A 19,712-nucleotide genomic window follows, 5' to 3' on the forward strand; every position below is an offset into this window, starting at 1 on the left:
GCGACGAGAGGTGGGCGCCAAGCTACGCAGACGGTCCGTTCTACCGACGAGTGTTCGCGAGAACGGCGGGTCACGCCGGCACTGGCCGACACCAGTCTATCAGAGGCCGGGTACGCCGACCGCATCGAAGCCGGTGACGCCGAGGATCGCCAGGACGTAGAGGACGACGAGGACGGCAATCCACGCAACGAGCGTAATCGCTGCCGCGTCGACCCAGCCACCGGGATACCGGGCGTTGATGACGGCGAGGTACGCCACGAAGACCAGCAACGGACCCAAGAGCGGGACCCAGCCGAAAAAGAAGCCGACGACGCCCCAGACGACCGCACCGATCAAGGCCGTTATAAGTGCGTAGGTGTAGTCTTCCGAGTCGACGATTGCTTTGGCACCGACGTAGATGCCGAGCGCACCGATCAACAGGCTGACGACGAAGACGATGAGGCTGTCTATCATACCGTCGATGTGGCCGTGGATACCGTTAGTTATCACTCACGTACACGAACGTAACGTCGAACGAGGGAGTTCACCAACTGGAATAATACCGATATAGCAGCCACCAGCTGGTCGAAATGCGGCGATACCGCCGCAACGATTGCTGGCCGTTTAGTGGGAGTCGTCAGTCGAACCGCAGTAAACTACCCCACCCTACTTCGCTGAAACGTCCCCGTTTCAGCCGCCCAGTCGGCCCTCGAGAGGCTGTATCGGTAGCAATCGACCGGGTTGCCATTCATAACCCGCCAGTTTCGGAGTCGACCCTCGCAGTCACCACCGTAGCGATCGATGACCCGCCCGACAGCGCGGTTCGAGCGATCGTTATCGACGTGGACGGTGATGGGTAACCACCTCGAGGTCGAGTCTGTCAAACGCGAGCGTGAAAACGGCGGCGGCGCGCTCGCCGGCGTATCGCCGGCCCCAGAACCGTTTTCGAAACCAGATACCCGGCTGTAGCGTTCGCTTCTCCCAGTCGATCTCGACGCTCGTGGTGCCGGCGATTTCACCGGCGCCGTCCTCGCCGTCCCGAGGACAAAGCACGTACACCGCGCCCGCGCTGTGTCGTACTGGTCGGCCGCGTGCTCGAGGAACTCGAGCGTCTCTTTGGGCGTCTGGTGGGATCCCAGGGGAGGTATTCGGTGGTCCGATCGACGTCGGGATCGTCCGAATACAGCGGATACAGTTCGGAGACATCGACCGGCGACGGGGTCAGTAGCTCGAGTCGGAGCCGATCGGTTTCGATCACCTCGGGTAACAGCTCGCGTACGTCGGTTATGACCCCGATTCAGTCTCGCGTTGCAACGAGAGGACCGTGCGGTCGAACTCACAGACGAGGTCGTCGGTTTGCGTGAAGACCTCGACGTGCATGGTAACGATTCCGCGCTCGCCGTCGCTGGTCTCGCGTTTGTCGGTCACCGTCGACTGGGCGCGGATCGTATCGCCGTGAAAGACCGGGTTCGGATGCTCGACATCGTCGTAGGACAGGTTCGCGACGATCGTCCCGTCGGTCGTTTCCGGAATCGTGATACCGACGGCCAGCGACATCGTATAGAGTCCGTTGACGAGTCGCTCGCCAAAGTCGGTTTCAGCGGCAAACTCCCGATCGAGGTGTAGCGGCTGCTGGTTCATCGTCATATCGCAAAAGCGCTGGTTGTCGCTCTCTGAAATCGTTCGTTTTCGCTGGTGTTCGATCGTTTCACCGACCTCGAACTCCTCGTAGTAGCGTCCCGCCATACCGATGCCATCGTGAAAGTTCTACAAAAACGTGTTGTCGGTACCGGCTCCAGTACGTTCACAGTGTCGGAGCACGGAGACGCTGTATGGCTCGCAGAAGTCTGCTGTTTGCTCCCGGCGATCAACCCGAACTGCTCCGAAAAACCCCTGCAACTGGCGCCGACACGGTCATCTTTGATCTCGAGGACGCCGTCACGCCCGACCAAAAGGACGCGGCCCGAGCGACCGTCCGCGCGGTACTCGCGGATCCGTCGTTCGATCCCGACTGCGAGGTCTGCGTTCGCGTCAATCCGACGGGATCGGTGATGGACGCCGACCTCGAGGGGCTGTTCGGAACCGACGACGCCGACGCGGTCCGGCCCGATAGTATCCTGTTGCCGAAAGTCGACGCACCGGCCGACATCCGAACACTCGCGGCCGAACTCGAGACCTACGATCGCTCGCTTCCGATTCTCGCGTTGCTCGAGAGTGCGGCGGGCATTCTGGCGGCAGCCGACATCGCAGCGGCGTCGGCGACCGACGCGTTGGTTTTCGGTGCCGAGGACTTTTCGGCGGATATCGGCGCGACGCGAACCGACGAGGGGACGGAGGTGCTTCACGCTCGCGAGCAGGTCGTTCTCGCGGCCAGCGCACACGAGATCGATGCCGTCGATACGGTCGTCACCGAGTTCGACGACCCCGAACGCGTCCGCGAGGAGGCCGACTTCGCCGTACAACTGGGGTACGACGGCAAAATCGCCATTCATCCGAGTCAGGTCGACCCGATCAACAGCGCCTTCTCACCGTCCGCGGAGACGGTCGAGTGGGCCCAAGCAATCCTCGAGGCCAAGCGCGACGCCGACGCCGACGACCGCGGCGTCTTCGAGGTCGACGGCGAGATGATCGATCCGCCGGTTATTGCACAGGCCAAACAGATCCTCGAGCGCGCCAGTGCGGCCGATCGGAACACGTGACTCGAGCCACCCCACTGATACGGATTACTGTACCGATGTACCGGCCCAGCCGCCGCCCGGGTCGCGGCTGGGCCGGAACTGACGTACAGTAAACCGTATGAACGCTCTGTCCCCTGAGAGGGTTAGAATTCACACACATACATCCGCGATTAGTATAGATATCAAGACCTAATATCGAGGATCGCTGACTAATTTGCTTTCGGTATCCTTATTTTGGTAACACCGGAACTGCCACGTAATGACAGAGAGTGCCAATCCGTTCGAGAGTCTGCAGTCTCAGATCGACGAGGCGGCGGCGTATCTTGATATCGACGACGATGTCATCGAGCGACTCAAACATCCAGAACGCGTTCTCGAAACGAATCTGTCGGTCGAGCTCGACGATGGATCTCTCGAGCGGTTCAAAGCCTTCCGATCCCAGTTCAACGGTGATCGGGGGCCGTACAAGGGGGGCATTCGCTACCATCCACAAGTCAGTCGTGACGAAGTAAAGGCGCTGTCGGGATGGATGACCTACAAAACGGCGATCGTCGACATCCCCTTCGGCGGCGGCAAAGGTGGAATCGTCGTCGATCCGACGGCGTACTCCGAGAGCGAACTCGAGCGACTCACTCGCGCGTTCGCCGTCGAACTGCGACCGCTCGTCGGCGAGGACCGAGACATTCCCGCACCCGACGTGAACACGGGTCAGCGGGAGATGAACTGGATCAAAGACACCTACGAAACGCTGGAAAATACGACTGAACCGGGCGTCATCACTGGCAAGAACCTCGCCAGCGGCGGCAGCGAGGGTCGCGTCGAGGCGACCGGCCGATCGACCGTTATCGCCGCCCGCGAAGCCTTCGACTACCTCGATACGGACCTCGAGGGCGCGACCGTCGCCGTTCAGGGCTATGGCAACGCCGGCTGGATCGCCGCGAAGTTGATCGACGAGATGGGCGCGACCGTCGTCGCCGCCAGCGACTCGAGTGGCGGCATCTACAACCCCGACGGCTTCGATCCGGTCGCCGCAAAGGATCACAAAAACGAGACCGGCAGCATCGTCGGCTACGAGGAGGGCCAGGAAGAAATCACCAACGAGGACGTCCTGACGATGGACGTCGATCTCCTGATCCCCGCTGCGCTCGAGAACGCGATCGACGGCGATCTCGCCGAAGATGTCTCTGCCGACGTCATCTCCGAGGCCGCAAACGGTCCGCTGACGCCGGAAGCTGATCGGGTTCTGGAGGGCGAGGACGTTTTCGTCATCCCGGACATCCTCGCTAACGCCGGCGGTGTGACCGTAAGCTACTTCGAGTGGGTCCAGAACCGCCAGCGGTTCTACTGGTCCGAACAGAAGGTCAACGATGAACTCGAAGGTCTCATCGTCGACGCCTTCGACGCGCTCGTCGACACGATCGAGGAACACGACCTCGACAACCCACGGACCGCAGCCTACGTCGTTGCGATGCAACGCGTCGCTGACGCGTTCGAAGAAGGCGGTCGCTTCCCCTGATACGGCTCGGTGTACCGATGTACCGGCGCGACCGCCACTCGGATCGCAGTCGCGCTGGAAATGACGTCCGGTGAACTGTATGCGACGGTCTGCTGTCTCGACGCGTCGGCACAATCGCAGGACAGCTCGGAGACACGCCGATACTGACCGACACCAGCCCGTCTACGTCCGACGCCACCGTCGTGACGGATTGCTAACTCGTCGTTGCGGGACTCGACATCTTTTTGAGGGCTGGTACGGACCGACTGACAGGGACCGAATGCTACGTGACCGGCTCAGTCGTTATCGTGATCGTGTGCGCCGCAAACTGACGGCGGCGTTCCGGGAAGAACACTCGCCTCACGAAGTCGCCTCGAGTTTCGCGATCGGCGTCTTCGTCACGGCGTTTCCGACCGGCGGACTGGGTATCGGGCTCTTTTTTCTCTTCATCTCGCTGTGGTCGTGGATCAGCAAACCCGCCATCTTCGCCTCCGTCGCGGTGATGAATCCCCTGATCAAGCCGGCCGTCTACCTGGCGAGCTTTCAGGTCGGCGGCCTGTTCGTCTCGACGCCATCGATCACGGCGACCACTACCGACGGATCGGCGACCGACATCGCCTGGGGGGCGATCCAGCAGTTGCTCGTCGGGAACGTCATCGTGGCACTCGTCCTCTCGCTCGCGGGCTACGTCACGGTCTTACACATGACTCGAGTCCATCGCGAACGAAAGCGCAATCGACAGGGGCCATCGCGACTGGCGACCGTCAGGAACTTCTTCCGGCGGCTATAGCCCCTCAGACGGTGTTGGACGGCAGTTCCGGCGCGACCGCATGACGGGTCGCTCTCGCGCCAGTACATCGGTCCAGCAAGCCGACCACACAGCCGTTCTGACGGCCATCGTCAGGCGATCAGGCCAGACCGATCCGCTCGCTGTAGGCGCCGTGCTGGGTTTCGAAGACATCCATGATCTCGCCCATCGTCGCATAGGATTTTACCGCATCGACAATGTACGGCATCGTGTTCTCGCCGCGCTCGCTGGCATCGGCAAGCGCCTCGAGCGCGTCGGCGACGGCGTCGTCGTCGCGTTCGGCTTTGACCGACTCGAGGCGCTCGAGTTGGCGCTGTTGGGCAGTTTCGTCGACCTGCAAGATGTCGGGACTGGTGTCTTCGTCCAGGGTGTACTCGTTGACGCCGACGACGACTTCCTCGCCGCGTTCGACGCGCTCTTGGTACTCGTAGGAGGCGTCCTGTATCTCCCGGTGGAAGTAGCCGTCGTCGATGCCCGTGAGGACGCCGTCTCGAACCGATCCCTCCCCGAGGTCGCGAATCTCCTCGATGTAGGCCATGGTCTCGGCTTCGATCTCGTTGGTGAGCGACTCGACGGCGAAGCTTCCCCCGAGCGGATCGACGATGTCGGCAACGCCCGACTCCTCGGCGATGATCTGTTGGGTTCGCAGGGAGACACGGACGGCCTCCTCCGAGGGCAACGCGAGCGCCTCGTCGAAGCTGTTCGTGTGGAGCGACTGGGTTCCACCGAGGACGCCCGCCAGCGCCTGGATCGTCACCCGGACGACGTTGTTCATCGGTTGCTGGGCGGTCAGCGACTGGCCTGCCGTCTGGGTGTGGAACTTGAGCCGCCGGGATTCCTCACGTTCGGCGTCGTACCACTCGTCCATTACGCGCGCGTAAATCCGCCGTGCCGCGCGGAACTTCGCGATCTCCTCGAAAAAGGAGTTGTGGCAGTTAAAGAAAAAGGAGAGCCGAGGGGCGAACGCGTCGACCTCGAGGCCGCGCTCGATCGCGTCTTCGACGTAGGCGAAGCCGTCGGCGAGCGTAAAGGCGAGTTCCTGGATCGCCGTCGAGCCGGCCTCGCGGATGTGATAGCCCGAAATCGAGATGGGATGAAATTTCGGCGTCTCCGCGGTCGAGAACTCGACGACGTCGGTGACGAGATCGAGCGACGGCTCGGGCGGGATCACCCACTCCTTCTGGGCGATGAACTCCTTGAACATATCGTTCTGGAGGGTCCCGCGGATCTGCTCGCGAGGGACGCCCTGCTGGTCGGCCAGCGCGACGTACATCGCGTAGATCACCGGCGCCGAGGGGTTGATCGTAAAGGACGTCGAGATCGCCTCGAGGTCGATACCGTCGAAGAGGACCTCCATATCACGCAGGGTATCGACCGCGACGCCTTCTTTCCCGACTTCGCCATCACTCATCGAATCGTCCGAGTCCAGTCCCATCAGCGTCGGCATGTCGAAGGCGACCGACAGCCCGGTCTGGCCCTCGTCGATCAGATAGTGAAAGCGCTCGTTGGTCTCTTCTGCCGTTCCGAAGCCGGCGAACTGACGCATCGTCCACGTCCGACCCCGGTGCATCGTCGGATAGGGACCCCGCGTATACGGCTCCTCGCCCGGAAAGCCAAGATCATCGAGATAGTCCAGATCGGCGATATCGTCGGGCGTGTAGAGTCGCTCGACCTCGTGGTTCGAGACGGTCGCGAACCGGTCCTGTCGCTCGCCGTGACGATCGAGAGTCGGCTCGAGCGTCTCGTGACTCCAGTCTTCGTCCGCTTCGCGAATCGCCTCGAGGTCGTCGTCGTCGTACATACTCGCAAATATTGCTTCGCTCGGCATTAAGGATTCGGGGAATGATACCACGAAACAGTATTCGAACCGACGGGTATCGCGACGGCCACTGAAGGTAGCTCATCGCCGGCGCGTTCGCGCCACTACCGGTCGTCTGGGCAGGACTCACAATGATCCGGGACGTTCCCGGATTTGATCAGCCCTCCTGTGGTTCAGCGCGGTGCAGGTCGGGGTGTCCTCCAGGTCGCCGGCTTCCTGACCCTGTTTACCGGCGGCACGACGGTGTGTTCTACACTACCGGGCGAGCGGAGCGAGGCGAAGATCAGGGTGGGACGAACCACGTCGCCGACGTAGCGTCGTCACGTCTCACCCCGTCGCTGACGGCCGAAGCCGCTCGAGCACACGACCGATCGGCTCGAGGCCGGGATAGCCATCTCGTCGCCAGAGCGCGACCGCGACAGCGGCGAAGACGAACTCCGAGAGAAAGTACGGGTCAGACAGCGAGTCGACGAAAAGTGCAAGCACGCTCGGCGCGCCGCTCTCGTACGGTTCGACCGCAGTCAGGGGCCACAGCAGGTGGGCGACGCTCTCCTCGGAGTCCCAGAGGATGGGCACCGCGTCGACGAACGTATGCGAGAGTGCGCCCAACGCGAATGCCAGCCCGTACTCCCCGCGGCCATATCGGCGCGCGAGGAGGTAGACGGCGACCGTCAACGGGACGAGCAACAGTAACGAATGCCCGAGCGTTCGCCCGGTCGGCAGGACGCCGCCGTACCACGCAAGCGGCTTGTCGACCAGGTCCGGAAACTGGCTGCTGGCGACGAGAATCAGCGTCGCGATCGATCCGGGTGGGGCGTCGAACCGCACTCGAGTCGAAACCGTATAACAGATGTAGGCGACGGCGACGTGTCCCAGTGGCCACATACTGGCTGAGACGATGGGTGAGTTGCGTAAATTCCTTCCGGGAATCGATCGGCGAACTCCGGTACGACGCTTCCGACTCGAGTTACTCCTCTCGCGTCGTAATATCCGCCGACAGTCCTTGGGCCATCTCGATCTCGTCGGCGTTGTTCATCGTCCAGGCGGTCCGCTCGGTGACGGCTTCGATGGCCTCCCGTGCAGAGGGATACCCGTTACCGGACTTTTTGACGCCGCCGAATGGCAACTGGACCTCCGCACCGATACACGGGAGATTCGCGTAGGCGAGTCCCAGCTCCGCGCGATCGCGGAAGTAGTTGATCTGACGGTAGTCCTCCGAGATGATCGCGCCGGCGAGGCCGTAGGGCGTATCGTTGTGGATCTCGACCGCCCGCTCGATGTCGCCGTCGTACTCGAGCAAGGCCACGTGCGGGCCGAAACACTCCTCTTTCAGACACCTGAGATCGCTATCGTACTCGATCTCGTAGACGAACGGACCGACCCAGTGGCCGTTCGCGTAGCTGGCGCGACGCTCATCATCGGCGGCAGTGGCTGCCCCCTCGTGCCCGTCGGGAATCTCCGCGTCCTCGAGTTCGAACCGATCGACCAGCACGTCGGCACCCTCCTGTTGGGCCAGTTCGTTGTGCCGACGGATCTTCTCGACGTGGTCGGCCTCGATCGCCGGTCCCATGAAGGTGTCTTCCTCGAGGGGGTCGCCGACGGCGACATCTTCGGCGAGGTCGACGAACCGCGATTTAAATTCGTCGTAGACATCGGTGTGGACGATCAGACGCTCGCTCGAGACACACCGCTGGCCGGTCGTCTTGAAGCTCGACATCACTGCCGAGTGGACGGCGATGTCGAGGTCTGCGTTCTCGGTGATCACGATGCCGTTCTTGCCGCCCATCTCGCAGGCCGCGAGCTTGCCGGGTTCGCCGCCGACGCTGCCGGCGATTTCGTGGCCGACTTCCGCGGAGCCGGTAAAGAGGACGGTATCGACGCGGTCGTCGTCGACGATCGCCGCGCCAGCGTCGCCGTAGCCCTGGATCATGTTGAAGACGCCGTCGGGAACGCCGGCGTCGTCCATCATCTCGGCGATAACCTGGCCACACCAGGGCGTCTGTTCGGCGGGTTTCCAGACGACGACGTTGCCCTCGACCAGGGCGATAGCCATGTGCCAGAAGGGGATCGCGACCGGGAAGTTCCAGGGCGTGATACAACCGATCACGCCGCGTGGCTTGCGTCGCATGTAGGCATCTTTGCCGGCGACTTCCGAGGGGACGACCTCGCCGTGTGGATGGCGGGCGTTACCTGCGGCCCACTCGACCATGTGCCAGGCTTCGGTCACGTCAGCTTTCCCCTCGGAAATCTCTTTGCCGCACTCCTTCGTGACGATCTCGCCGAGTTCCTCGTGGCGCTCGCGGAGTTCGTGATAAATATCCCAGAGGAACTCAGCCCGATCGATGGACGACAAGGATCGCCACTCCTCGGCGGCGTCGGTCGCAGCCGAAAGCGCGGCGTCGACGTCGGCGTCGGTACCGCGATGGAACGTCGCGAGCGTTTCGCCCGTTGCAGGATTGGCACTCTCGAAGGTATCCTCGCCGTCGCCGTCCGTCCACTCGCCGCCGATGTAGTGGCCGTCAGTCTCGGTTGTAGCTCGCTGGCTCATAGCCGACTGTACGTCGGGTGAGAGCAAAAGCACTGGTGGTGATTCACACGTCGCGGAGGACTGTGGTGGAGAGCCGAATCACTCGTCGTTGCGTCGCGGGTGTCTCTCGAGGGTCTTCTGGACCTGTCTGGCGGCTTCGGTTGCGGCTCGAGCGCGTTCGTCGGGGGTGACGTGTCGTTTCATGGGTGGAGGTTAGGTAGGTGAGTGGTTGTGGCCGAGCACCGCACACGCACAGTAGGCTCCGAGGAACCCGACTGCCGCGGACGGCGTCATCGTCACGATTCCGACGACGACCAGCAGGGGGACGAGCACGGGCAACAACACCGTCGTCCAGAACGCCGTCCCCTGCACGGCGCTGACGACGATCTCGATTCCGCTCACCGGCTGCGTGTCGGCCCACCGTGGGCGTCGATCAGTGTTCGTTGACGACGACATCGGTCTCACCTACTCGTCAGCGAGTGTCGCTAGCCCTATATAGCGGGCCGATGGTTCGATGAGATTCATCTCGTTTTAGGACAGTCAGTTATTCGTGACACTCACTGAAGGTTTTACGTCGGTTTCATACGTTTTCTGTCTTCGAGAATAATGGGTTTTAATTGCTCCAGATATTTTAAAGCTGCTTCTAAACCGCCAGTTCGGGTTGTCAGACAGTGCCAGTTTAGTTCAAAAGGGGACTCGAGTGAGCCCCCAGCAGAGCGATTCCCGCCGCTACTGGGCAGTTCGAAACGACAGGTCCAGTGTGTCGGCCGAGTGCGTGAGCGATCCCATCGAAATAATATCGACGCCCGTCGCGGCGTAGTCGGCGACCATTTCGAGGGTAATTCCGCCGCTGGCTTCCGCGAGTGTATCGTGTGCCTCGAGCAGGTCCACGGCCTCACTCGTCTCGGCGGGCGTCATGTTGTCGAGCAGGACGATATCCGCGCCAGCCTCGGCGGCTCGCGGCGCATCCGCCACGGATTCGACTTCGACATCCAACTGGGTCGCAAAGGACGTTCGTGCCTGAAAGTGGTCGATCGCGCCCTCGAGACCCATCTCGGCGACGTGGTTGTCCTTGACCATCACCATGTGCGAGAGATCGAGCCGGTGGCTGTCGCCCCCGCCTGCGACGACGGCCCGTTTCTCGAGGCCGCGCAGGCCAGGAGTCGTCTTTCTGGTCGCGGCGATCCTGACGTCCGACGATTCGGTTCTGGCGCGGTCGACGACCGCGCGCGTCCGCGTCGCGATGCCCGAGGCGTGGCCCGCGAGGTTGACAGCGACCCGTTCCCCGCGCAGAACCTCGCGTGCGGGCCCCTCGACCCAACAGACCTCGTCGCCCGTGTCGACCTGCGTGCCGGCCTCGAGCGCGTCGTGAACCTCGACGCCGAGATACTCGAAGACCGCCGTCGCCGCGTCGACGCCCGCGACGACGCCGTCTTCCTTTGCGACGAGTCGTCCCGTCGTCTCGCCGGGGACCTGATTCGTCACGTCGTGGTGCCCGATGTCTTCGCGGAGCCAGCGTTCGATTTGCGTGTCGGTGATCATCGTCAGTCGTCCGCCGCCGACTCGGTTTCGACTGGTTCGGCGCTCGAGTCGGCGACGACGTAGTGACAGCCCTTCGACTCCGTGTTCTCGCTTGCCGCCCGCGCGACCAACAGCGCCGTCACGCTCGCGTTGCGCAGTTCGTAGAGATCCCGCGCCGTCCGCGTGCGGACGTAGGCGTCGACTTCCCCTTTGAGTCGTCGAAGCACGGCGCTCGCACGGGCGATTTCGTCGGGGTTACGCTCGAGACCGAGAGATTCGTCCATCGTCCGCTTCAGCCGGACGAACTTTTCGGCGGCGAACCGGTCGGGGAGATCAGGGTCGCTGTTGCGAAGGTCGGGTGCCTCGACGATTTCGGGTTCGGTCCCCACGTCTGTGGCGTCCGCTCCCGCTCGCAGCCCCCAGACCAGCCCCTCGAGCAGGCTCGTACTCGCCAGGCGGTTCGCGCCGTGGACGCCGGTGCGGGCGCACTCGCCGACGGCGTAGAGCCGGTCGAGCGAGGTGCGGCCGCGGTCGTCGACGTCGATGCCGCCACAGAGGAAGTGCTCGCAGGGCGCGACGGGGATCGCCTCGCCCTCGATGCCGCGGTCGCGACAGTTCCGGGCGATGGCAGGATACTCGCGCTCGAAGTCGTCCTCGAGTGTGCTCACGTCCAGAACGACTTCACCGGTTGCCTCGCGCTCGGCGTCGACGGCGCGGGCGACGACGTCTCGCGGTGCGAGGTCGCCGTCGGGGTGGTAGTCGGTCATGAACCGATCCCCGTCGCCGTTTCGCAGGACTGCGCCCTCGCCACGCAGGGCTTCCGAGAGGAGGAAGGGATCCTCGCCCGCGTAGGCCGTCGGGTGAAACTGGACGTACTCGAGGTCCGCCACGTCCGCGCCCGCGAGGGCCGCCATCGCGATGCCGTCCCCGGTCGCGTCGTCGGGGTTGGTCGAGCGCGTATAGAGCGCGCCGATGCCGCCGGTCGCGAGGACGGTCGATCCGGCGTAGATCGGGTGGCCGTCGCCGGATTCGTCGGTGACGATACCGTGGACGCGCCCCTCGTGGGTGATCAACTCGAGTGCGGCCGTATCTTGCCGGAGCTCGATGCGTTCGTGGTCGTCGACGTAGTTGAGAAACGGCCGCAAAATGTGCGTGCCCGTCGCGGCGTCCACGTGGAGGATACGATCCTCGGAGTGGGCGGCTTCGCGCGTGTAGTCGAACTCACCGTCGGCCGCCTCGTCGAATTCGATTCCGAGGGTGTCGAGTAGGACATCGTCGACGGCGTCGTCGGCGTGTTCGACGAGGACATCGACGGCGTCGGGATCGGCAGTTCCGTCGCTGGCTTCGAGGATGTCGTCTTTCAGGCTCTCAGGATCGCCCCGCGTCGTCGAAATCCCCCCCTGGGCCCAGTCGGTGCTGGCGTCGTCCGGACGTTCGGCCTTGGTGACGAGCACGACATCGCCACCCGCACGAGCGGCCTGTAACGCGGCCCCACAGCCGGCGATGCCGCTGCCGACGACGAGGACGTCTGCGGTGTCGTATTCGGCTGGTGTCTCGGTCATGGTTAGATCTCGAGCATGCGATCGAGCGCGACTTCGGCGAGTTCTTTCTCCTCGGGGGCGACCTCGATGACGTTGCGTTCGCGACCCGCCACGAGTTCCTCCAAGACCCACGTCAGGTAGTTGGGGTCGATCTGGCGCATGGCGTTGCAGTCCATACAGGCGTCCCCACACAGCGGGAGGACGTTCACCTCGGGGTGCCAGCGCTGGAGGTGGTTCGTCAGGTGAATTTCGGTGCCGATCGCCCAGGTGTCGCCGGGATCGGCGTTTGCGATGGTCTCGCAGATGGTCGCCGTCGAGCCGGCTTTGTCGGCGGCTTCGACCACCTCGCGGCGACACTCGGGGTGGACGACGACCTTCGCATCGGGGTTGGCGTCACGAACCTGATCGATGTGCTCCACGCGGAAGCGTTCGTGGACCTGGCAGTAGCCGTCCCAGAGGATGATATCGCTCTCGGCGACGTCGGCCGCGTCCTTCCCTTCTGGATCCCAGGGGTCCCACTCGGCGATATCGTTTTCCATGCCCAGTCTGTGTGCAGTGTTCTCGCCGAGGTGTTTGTCGGGCAGGAACAGCACTTTGTCGCCCGTCTCGAAGGCGTACTCGAAGGCCTTGTGAGCGTTCGAGGAGGTACAGACCAGCCCGCCCTGACTCGCACAGAATGCCTTCAGATCGGCGTAGGAATTCATGTACGTGATCGGGATGATGTTCGCATCGGGCGCGGCCGCGGTGATCTCGGCCCAGGCGCTGTCGACCTGGAGGGCTTCTGCCATCCCGGCCATCGGACACGACGCCTCCATCGACGGCAGGATCACCGTCTGGTCGTCGTCGGTGATGATATCTGCACTCTCTGCCATGAACGTGACACCGCCGAAGATCACGTACTCGGCGTCGGCCGCGGCGGCCTCTTTCGAGAGTTGGTAGGAGTCCCCGACGAAATCGGCGTGGTCGACGATCTCCCGGCGCTGGTAATTGTGGCCCAGAATCACCACGTCGTCGCCCAGCGCCTCGAGCGCCGCGTCGATGCGTTCGGTTCGGTCGGTCTCCTCGAGCTCGCGGTATCGAGACGGTAGCTGTTCTAAGTTGTCGTATTTGAACAAACTCAAATCGGTTTCCAGCTCCGCCGTTTCCATTTTGACCATTCTACGTCACCTATGGTTGACTATACCTCATAGATCGCTATTGAATAACTTTTTCCTTCGAAGGTCAATTCCGGTTGCATACCACCGAGTGGTGTAATCATCGAAGAGAGTTACGTACGGATCGTGGTTTCGCCGGCAACGGTCGACAATTCGTATCAGTCGTCGAGTCCTCGGAGGCGAGGCCCGACAAAGGATGTTACTACGGCGGTGCCGGGATCGCGACCGAAAACGTCGAGCCGACGCCCGGCTCAGAATCGACCCAGATGTCGCCGCCGTGGCGCTGGACGATCCGTCGACAAAGCGCCAGTCCGATGCCGGTCCCATCACCGTCGTCACGGCCGTGAAGTCGCTCGAAGAGTCCGAATATCCGATCAGTATCGTCGGGGTCGATACCGATTCCCTCGTCGGTAACCGAGACGATCCACGTCTCGCCACTCCAGGAACCGTCGACAGTATCCGGCTGAACGCCCGCTTGCGGACCGACACTGCCCTCTACTGCACTCGAGGAACGGTCGGTCGACGCTGCAGTCGATTCGTCTGCCCACCGGGACGCCGAGACGGTGACGGTCGGTGGCCCGTCGCCGCTGTACTCGATCGCGTTGGCGAGCAGGTTCTGGAATACCTGGCGAAGTTGACTCGCGTCGCCCCTGACACAGGGTAGCGACTCGACGGTCACGTCGGCACCGGATTCTTCGATCTGTACCTCGAGGTCCTTTCGGACATCCGCGAGGACATCGTTCAAATCGACGGGCTCGAACGGCTCACCACGGGTCTCGACCCTGGAGTATTCGAGCAAGCCGTCGATCATCGTCCGCATACGCTCGGCGCCGTCGACCGCAAAGTCGATGAACTCCTGGCCGTCCTGATCGAGTTCGTCCTCGTAGCGCTGTTCGATGAGACCGAGATAGCTCGTGACCATCCGCAACGGCTCTTGGAGATCGTGGGAGGCGGCGTAGGCGAACTGTTCGAGGCGTTCGTTCGAGGCCTCGAGTTTGCGCTCGTAGCGGACCCGTTCGGTGACGTCCTGAACGACGAGCATCCCGGTGTGGTCGCCGTCGGGAGTGTCGACGGGAAGCGTATGCGCCCGGAACTCGCGGCCGCGATACTGGACATCGAACGCCCGCTCCTCGCCCTCGAGTGTCGCTCGAAGCTCCGATTCGATGTCGTCGACGAGGTCGTCGGGATATCGCTCACGGATACGCTGGCCGATCAGAGTGGTGCGATCGATGCCGAGATCCTCGAGTAGCTGTCCACCGGCCGCGGTATAGCGAAGGTCCTCGTCGTAGAGTGCGACCATGCCGTTGGGGAAGTGCTCTGCTAGCGTTCGATACCGCTGTTCGCTGGCCTCGAGACGCCGCTGGCGGTCTTTGCGCTCCGTGATGTCTCGAACGACACCAACCCGTTCGGGTCCCGTATCGGTCCGGCTGAACGCCGTTATCGTCGCCTCGACCGGAACCCACTCGCCGGCGCTCGTCTGGAGTTCGGTTTCGATCGTCGAGACGCTGTTGTCGTCCGCGGCGAGCTGTCTGGCACGTTCGACGGTCGCGTCGGTCGCGACGAGGGAGGCGTGAGCGCCGATCAGTTCCGATCGATCGTAGCCGGTGAGCTCGGTGTAGGCCTCGTTGACCGCGGTAAACTGACCGTCAGCGTCGAGGACGTAGATACCGTCGTCGACAGTTTCGATGATCCGTTCGTACTGGAGCAGTTGGTGCTCGCGAGCCTTCCGATCGGAAATGTCGCGGAAGTAGACCGATAGCCCGCTTTCGGACGGGTACGCTTGTACCTCCATCCAGATGTCTAACGTTTCCGAATACCGCTCGACCGAAACCGCTTCTTGGCTATCCATGGCCGTCTGGAACCGGTCGTAGAGATCCGATTCCCGGCCGTGATGGAAGATATCCCAAACGACCTCCCCGACGAGTTCCTCGGCCGAGTAACCGAGCAACGATTCGGCGCGGTCGTTGACGTGGGTGAACCGCCACTCCTCGTCGAGCGCATAGAACGCGTCCGAAATGCGACCGAGAATCTCGCTCAACTCCGTCTCCAGTTCCGTCTTCCGACGCTCGAGTTGTCGTTCGTGTCGTTTACGCTCCGTAACGTCTTCGGCGACCGAGATAACGCGGGCGACCGAGCCGTCGGCCGCATGGACCGGTGCCGCATTGACCGACACCCAGATTCGGTCACCCGTCGGCCCCTCGAGGACGAGTTCGCGATCGGTCACCGGTGTGCCCGTCGTCCGTGCACGGGCGACCGGGGCGTCCTCGGGTGCGAGTCGCTTGCCGGACCGATCGTAGACGTTCCAGCCGTCGATCGTGCCTGCTTTCCCCAGTGGGAGGCCATCGCTGACACCGAGCAGCTCCCGGGTTCGTCTGTTCGAGACAACCGTGTCGCCGGCCGCGTCTTCGACGGCGATCGCGACCGGCGCCGTCTGCAGAAGTTGTTCGGTCTGGGCGCGCTCGCGCTCGCGAACGCGTTTCTGACGGATCTGATCGAAGATCACCTCGAGACCCGAGGCGACGACCGTCGCGAGCGAGCGGTCCCCGTCGTCGAACGCCCGTGGCCGTTGGGACCCAGCCAATAGAATCCCATGATCGCCGATCGGGAGACAGATCTCGCTTCGAATCGGCGTCTCCGGATTGTAGACATCGGGGTCGGTTCTGACATCGTCGTAGATCTCCGGCTCGCCGGATTCGAAGACGCGCCAGGCGACGCCTTCGCCCGCCGCGAAGATCGGAACCTCGTCGAACAACTCGGCTGCCGGCTCGGACCATCCGGCCGGTCGGAGTGAGTCAGTCGCCTCGTCGTAGAGATAGATCCCGTTGATCTCGAGTCCGAGTATCGATCGGAGCTGTCGGCTCGCCGTGCTGGCGACGTCCTCGCGGGAGGGTTTCGTGACCCACTCCCGCAGGGAGTCGTTGAGCTGCCGCAACTGGACTGCGCGGTCGTGTTGCTCAGTAATGTCGTAGTAGAGTTCGACGCGTCCGCCGGCGAAGGGGCCGTGCTCGATCGGTTTGCTCCGATGCTCGAGTCGTCGTTCCTCGCGGTCGTCGTACGGGGTGACGTGACACTCGAATCGTTCGACGTAGGTGTTATCGTCGTACGTTGCTGTGACGGTCTCCTCGAACCGATCGGGATCGGCCACGCAGTCCCGGATCGTCTCTCGGATTACCTGGCGCTTGTCTCGCCCGAGCACAGCCGCTCGATCGATACCGAAGTACCGTTCCGTCGTCTCGTTGATCCACGCGACGTCGAAGTGCTCGTCGAGTACGAAAACACCGATCTCGGCGTCCTCGAGAACTGTTGTGGCTGCCTCGAACGCACTCGAGGCAGTTACGTCCGTTTCGGCTGGAGGCCGAGCCCCGTCCGCGTCGGCACCTACCGTCTCGATGTCGCCGTTCGTCGTCGATGAGGCCCGCTCGAGGGGCGTCAGAACCCCGACCGCCCCGTGGCACTGGTCGTCGATCCGGACCGGCGTTACCCCGAACCGGCAGTGTCGCCTCGTATTTGCTGCAGTGTACAGCCCGACGTCGATCGACGGCTCTCCAACGGCGTCTTGCTGCTCCGTGTCGGTAACCGACTCCTCGAGGTGTGCCACCGTCGCATCCGACAGGAGCAACGAGGCGTGTGCGCCCACCAACTCATTGTGGCCGTAACCGGTAATCTCGAGGAGCGTCTCGTCGGCCGCACAGATCCGAAGCGACCGATCGAACTGCACGACGCCACCGTCGATCGCTTCGACAAGGGACTGACACCATTCGTCCGGTGCCGGATCCCCGTCGGGAGTCCAGAACGACGATGGTGACGCGTTCCGTTCGCTCATTGCCTCTGTAACAGGACTCGGAGGCATAAGTCCCACGCACCCAGCGAGTGGTTACGATCGGTCCGGAGTATCGGAACGGTCCCCCGCGCTCGGCTGGGGGTCGACGTGTGGCGCAGGGAGTAACTGCTCACGCGGTCGGTCGTCGAGCCACTCGAGCAAGGCGACCAGTTGTTCGGTGGCGGCGTCGAAGAGTCGCTTGCCAATCTCGGGCGTCGCGTCGGTCTGATCACCGAAAACGCCGTTTTCGCTGTTTTCGATCGTGTCGTAGAACGTCGTCGCACCGTGGACGCGACCGGCGCCGTCGTCGAAGACGGTCCCGCCATCGCGGGCGTCCTCGAGGCGGTCCTCGCGGACGAGTTCCTCGGCGATGTGCATGATCATCGCGGTCTCTTTGGGGCCGCCGTGAGGACCAGGCGTCTCGAAGACTTCCTCGATGAGTTCGGGGATCGACTCGTCCCACATCCACTCGATGGCGTAGGCGGTCCCGTCGTCGTGCAGTCGGCGACCGACCTCACGAAGGTGGGCGACGTTACCGCCGTGGGCATTGACGTAGACGATCCGATCGATCCCGTGGGCGGTTAGATTCCGCGAGAAGCTCTCGACGTAGTCGCGGAATATCGGCGGCTCGACCCACATCGTGCCGTGGAACTGCCGGTGATGGGAGCTGACGCCGATGCGAACCGGCGAGGTACACAGAAAGCCCGACCGTTCGGCCGCCGCTCGAGCGAGCGCCTCGGCGATCATGTAGTCGGTGCCCTCGGGGAGGTGTGGGCCGTGCTGTTCGGTCGATCCGAGCGGCACGATGGCGACCGACTCGGTACCGACGTAGTCGGTAAGTTCCTGCCACGTTCGGTGGGGAAGGTACATAGCCGTATCTGGGAGTGGAACTCCAAAACATTGTATGGCCGACCGCCGTTTCGATCGCCTGCGTCTCGAGTCGAACGGACCGCGAGCCGAAAAACATAGTAAACCTTAATAGCTAACCGCCGACGAGTTATTATATGGCAGTCGTCAGCGTCTCGATGCCGGACGAACTTCTCGACCGGCTCGATCAGTTCGCCGAGGAGCACGGGTACACCGGTCGCAGCGAAGTCGTCAGGGAAGCTTCGAGAAACCTGCTCGGCGAGTTCGAGGACACCCGACTCGAGGACCGAGAACTAATGGGTATCGTCACCGTCTTGTTCGACTACGAGACCACGAGCGTCGAAGAGCGCATGATGCACCTGCGCCACGAACACGAAGACCTCGTGGCCTCGAACTTCCACAGCCACGTCGGCGATCACTACTGCATGGAGCTGTTCGTTCTCGAGGGCGAACTCGAGGATATCTCGACGTTCGTCGGCAAGATCCGTGCGACCAAAGACGCCCTGACGGTCGATTACTCCGTGATTCCCGTCGACGAGTTCGATCCGATCTCGCAGGGACGATAACCCCAAAGACAGCACTCGAGGCTACTACTGATACGGATTCCTGTACCGATGTCCCGGCGGTGAGTCGAACGGTGTGCAACGAGCCTCGGTCGAGGGGCGACGCGAGTCGACCGGCCCAGCCGCCGCCCGAGTCGCGGCTGGACCGGAAACGGCGTCCAACAGTCCCTACGAACGTCTACGGACCCCACAGAACGTGATCTCTGTCGTTTATAGAATGTAATGGTTCGTCTATAATACGAGCTATTAATCATCTATCTTATAGGTAAGGGTAGATATACTTCAGCCACCATACAATATGTGTGATGATTCGAATGCTTCAGAGCTTTCGTTCAGTACAATATTCTCCGATAGAGCACCAGATGCGCCTAGCTATTGTCTTTCGAATAGTATCCCGAACATCTTCACTAGGATATCCTATCAGTAAACATAATGTTAGTCTTCGGAGGGAATGCTCACATACTATCAGCCCCTCTATATACATTCGAAATATAGATGAGTGATAAACAGATGCGGCCTACCCCTCGTGGGTATCACGGTGTACGTGACGTGTGTCGACAGCGGAATCGTTTCGGAGCCAGTAGTGCCACTTCGATCTGATTTTATATCGGTGCAACAGGGCAAACCTGAATCGCGGATGCCCGGCGAGGTCCCACGGTGCAGACTCGAGGGCGGCTGTGACCGCCTGCATGAGGGCTGCGAGTTCAGCACCGTGGTCGTCGGGAATCGGCGAGACATCGACGAGGCAAACGCCAGCCGTCGCTCGGTCTCGAGCGTCCGTACGCGTCTCGATCTCGAAGGCAACGGCAGCGTCCTCGAGTGCCCCTGTGAGCGCCTCGAGAAACGTTGGGTGCGAGCAGCCACAGAACGTACGCCAGCGGTTCCCGACGAGAACGGCGTCGACGAGCCGACGGCAGTGATGGCGGAGCGAGCGCATCGG

General features: G+C 62.5%; 17 protein-coding genes. 4 read left to right on the top strand and 13 right to left on the bottom strand.

Annotation, left to right across the window (positions count from 1 at the left end):
* Positions 1–99: 99 nt before the first annotated feature.
* The 3 genes from D8Y22_RS21250 to D8Y22_RS21260 form a co-directional block, all read right to left on the bottom strand.
* Positions 100–453, bottom strand: a complete 354-nt coding sequence (locus D8Y22_RS21250) for a hypothetical protein (RefSeq protein ID WP_141466635.1) — start codon at positions 451–453, stop codon at positions 100–102.
* A gap of 360 nt (positions 454–813) precedes the next feature.
* Positions 814–1,038: a GNAT family N-acetyltransferase gene (locus D8Y22_RS23055; protein ID WP_246084542.1), complete on the bottom strand. Its 225-nt coding sequence runs from the start codon at positions 1,036–1,038 to the stop codon at positions 814–816.
* 225 nt (positions 1,039–1,263) lie between these two features.
* Positions 1,264–1,725: a MaoC family dehydratase gene (locus tag D8Y22_RS21260; protein WP_141466636.1), complete on the bottom strand. Its 462-nt coding sequence runs from the start codon at positions 1,723–1,725 to the stop codon at positions 1,264–1,266.
* A gap of 86 nt (positions 1,726–1,811) precedes the next feature.
* Here D8Y22_RS21260 and D8Y22_RS21265 point away from each other — a divergent pair, with 86 nt between their 5' ends.
* The 3 genes from D8Y22_RS21265 (at position 1,812) to D8Y22_RS21275 (ending at position 4,942) form a co-directional block, all read left to right on the top strand.
* Positions 1,812–2,678 carry an HpcH/HpaI aldolase/citrate lyase family protein gene (locus D8Y22_RS21265; RefSeq protein WP_141466637.1) on the top strand — a complete coding sequence of 289 codons (867 nt, stop codon included), beginning with the start codon at positions 1,812–1,814 and terminating at the stop codon, positions 2,676–2,678.
* Between the two features lie 238 nt (positions 2,679–2,916).
* Positions 2,917–4,173, top strand: a complete 1,257-nt coding sequence (locus D8Y22_RS21270) for a Glu/Leu/Phe/Val family dehydrogenase (RefSeq protein WP_141466638.1) — start codon at positions 2,917–2,919, stop codon at positions 4,171–4,173.
* Between the two features lie 259 nt (positions 4,174–4,432).
* Entirely contained in the window at positions 4,433–4,942 is a 510-nt protein-coding gene (locus D8Y22_RS21275) for a DUF2062 domain-containing protein (RefSeq protein WP_141466639.1), read from the top strand.
* A 118-nt stretch (positions 4,943–5,060) separates the two neighbouring features.
* Here the strand turns inward: D8Y22_RS21275 and D8Y22_RS21280 are convergent, their stop codons facing one another.
* The 9 genes from D8Y22_RS21280 to D8Y22_RS21320 all read right to left on the bottom strand — a co-directional run bounded on the left by D8Y22_RS21280 (position 5,061) and on the right by D8Y22_RS21320 (position 18,212).
* Positions 5,061–6,761: an acyl-CoA mutase large subunit family protein gene (locus D8Y22_RS21280; protein WP_141466640.1), complete on the bottom strand. Its 1,701-nt coding sequence runs from the start codon at positions 6,759–6,761 to the stop codon at positions 5,061–5,063.
* A gap of 345 nt (positions 6,762–7,106) precedes the next feature.
* Entirely contained in the window at positions 7,107–7,664 is a 558-nt protein-coding gene (locus D8Y22_RS21285) for a metal-dependent hydrolase (protein WP_141466641.1), read from the bottom strand.
* 82 nt (positions 7,665–7,746) lie between these two features.
* Positions 7,747–9,327 (bottom strand): aldehyde dehydrogenase family protein, encoded by a 1,581-nt coding sequence (locus D8Y22_RS21290; RefSeq protein WP_141466642.1) that lies wholly within the window; start codon positions 9,325–9,327, stop codon positions 7,747–7,749.
* A gap of 192 nt (positions 9,328–9,519) precedes the next feature.
* Entirely contained in the window at positions 9,520–9,708 is a 189-nt protein-coding gene (locus D8Y22_RS21295; protein WP_141466643.1) for a hypothetical protein, read from the bottom strand.
* A gap of 327 nt (positions 9,709–10,035) precedes the next feature.
* Positions 10,036–10,848: a carboxylating nicotinate-nucleotide diphosphorylase gene (gene nadC, locus D8Y22_RS21300; RefSeq protein ID WP_141466644.1), complete on the bottom strand. Its 813-nt coding sequence runs from the start codon at positions 10,846–10,848 to the stop codon at positions 10,036–10,038.
* 2 nt (positions 10,849–10,850) lie between these two features.
* Positions 10,851–12,389, bottom strand: coding sequence for an L-aspartate oxidase (locus D8Y22_RS21305; protein WP_141466645.1), 1,539 nt, complete (start codon positions 12,387–12,389; stop codon positions 10,851–10,853).
* Positions 12,390–12,391: 2 nt separating this feature from the next.
* Positions 12,392–13,525 (bottom strand): quinolinate synthase NadA, encoded by a 1,134-nt coding sequence (gene nadA / locus D8Y22_RS21310; protein ID WP_141466646.1) that lies wholly within the window; start codon positions 13,523–13,525, stop codon positions 12,392–12,394.
* A gap of 199 nt (positions 13,526–13,724) precedes the next feature.
* Complete coding sequence (locus tag D8Y22_RS21315) at positions 13,725–17,345, bottom strand: PAS domain S-box protein (protein WP_141466647.1); 3,621 nt, start codon at positions 17,343–17,345, stop codon at positions 13,725–13,727.
* Positions 17,346–17,396: 51 nt separating this feature from the next.
* Positions 17,397–18,212, bottom strand: a complete 816-nt coding sequence (locus D8Y22_RS21320; RefSeq protein WP_141466648.1) for a creatininase family protein — start codon at positions 18,210–18,212, stop codon at positions 17,397–17,399.
* Between the two features lie 134 nt (positions 18,213–18,346).
* On the opposite strand from D8Y22_RS21320, the gene nikR reads away from it, so the two are divergent.
* Entirely contained in the window at positions 18,347–18,775 is a 429-nt protein-coding gene (gene nikR, locus D8Y22_RS21325) for a nickel-responsive transcriptional regulator NikR (RefSeq protein ID WP_141466649.1), read from the top strand.
* Positions 18,776–19,289: 514 nt separating this feature from the next.
* Here the strand turns inward: nikR and D8Y22_RS21330 are convergent.
* Positions 19,290–19,709, bottom strand: coding sequence for a hypothetical protein (locus D8Y22_RS21330; RefSeq protein ID WP_141466650.1), 420 nt, complete (start codon positions 19,707–19,709; stop codon positions 19,290–19,292).
* Between the last annotated feature and the right edge of the window lie 3 nt (positions 19,710–19,712).

The organism is Salinadaptatus halalkaliphilus, from assembly GCF_006543045.1.
GTDB lineage: Archaea > Halobacteriota > Halobacteria > Halobacteriales > Natrialbaceae > Salinadaptatus > Salinadaptatus halalkaliphilus.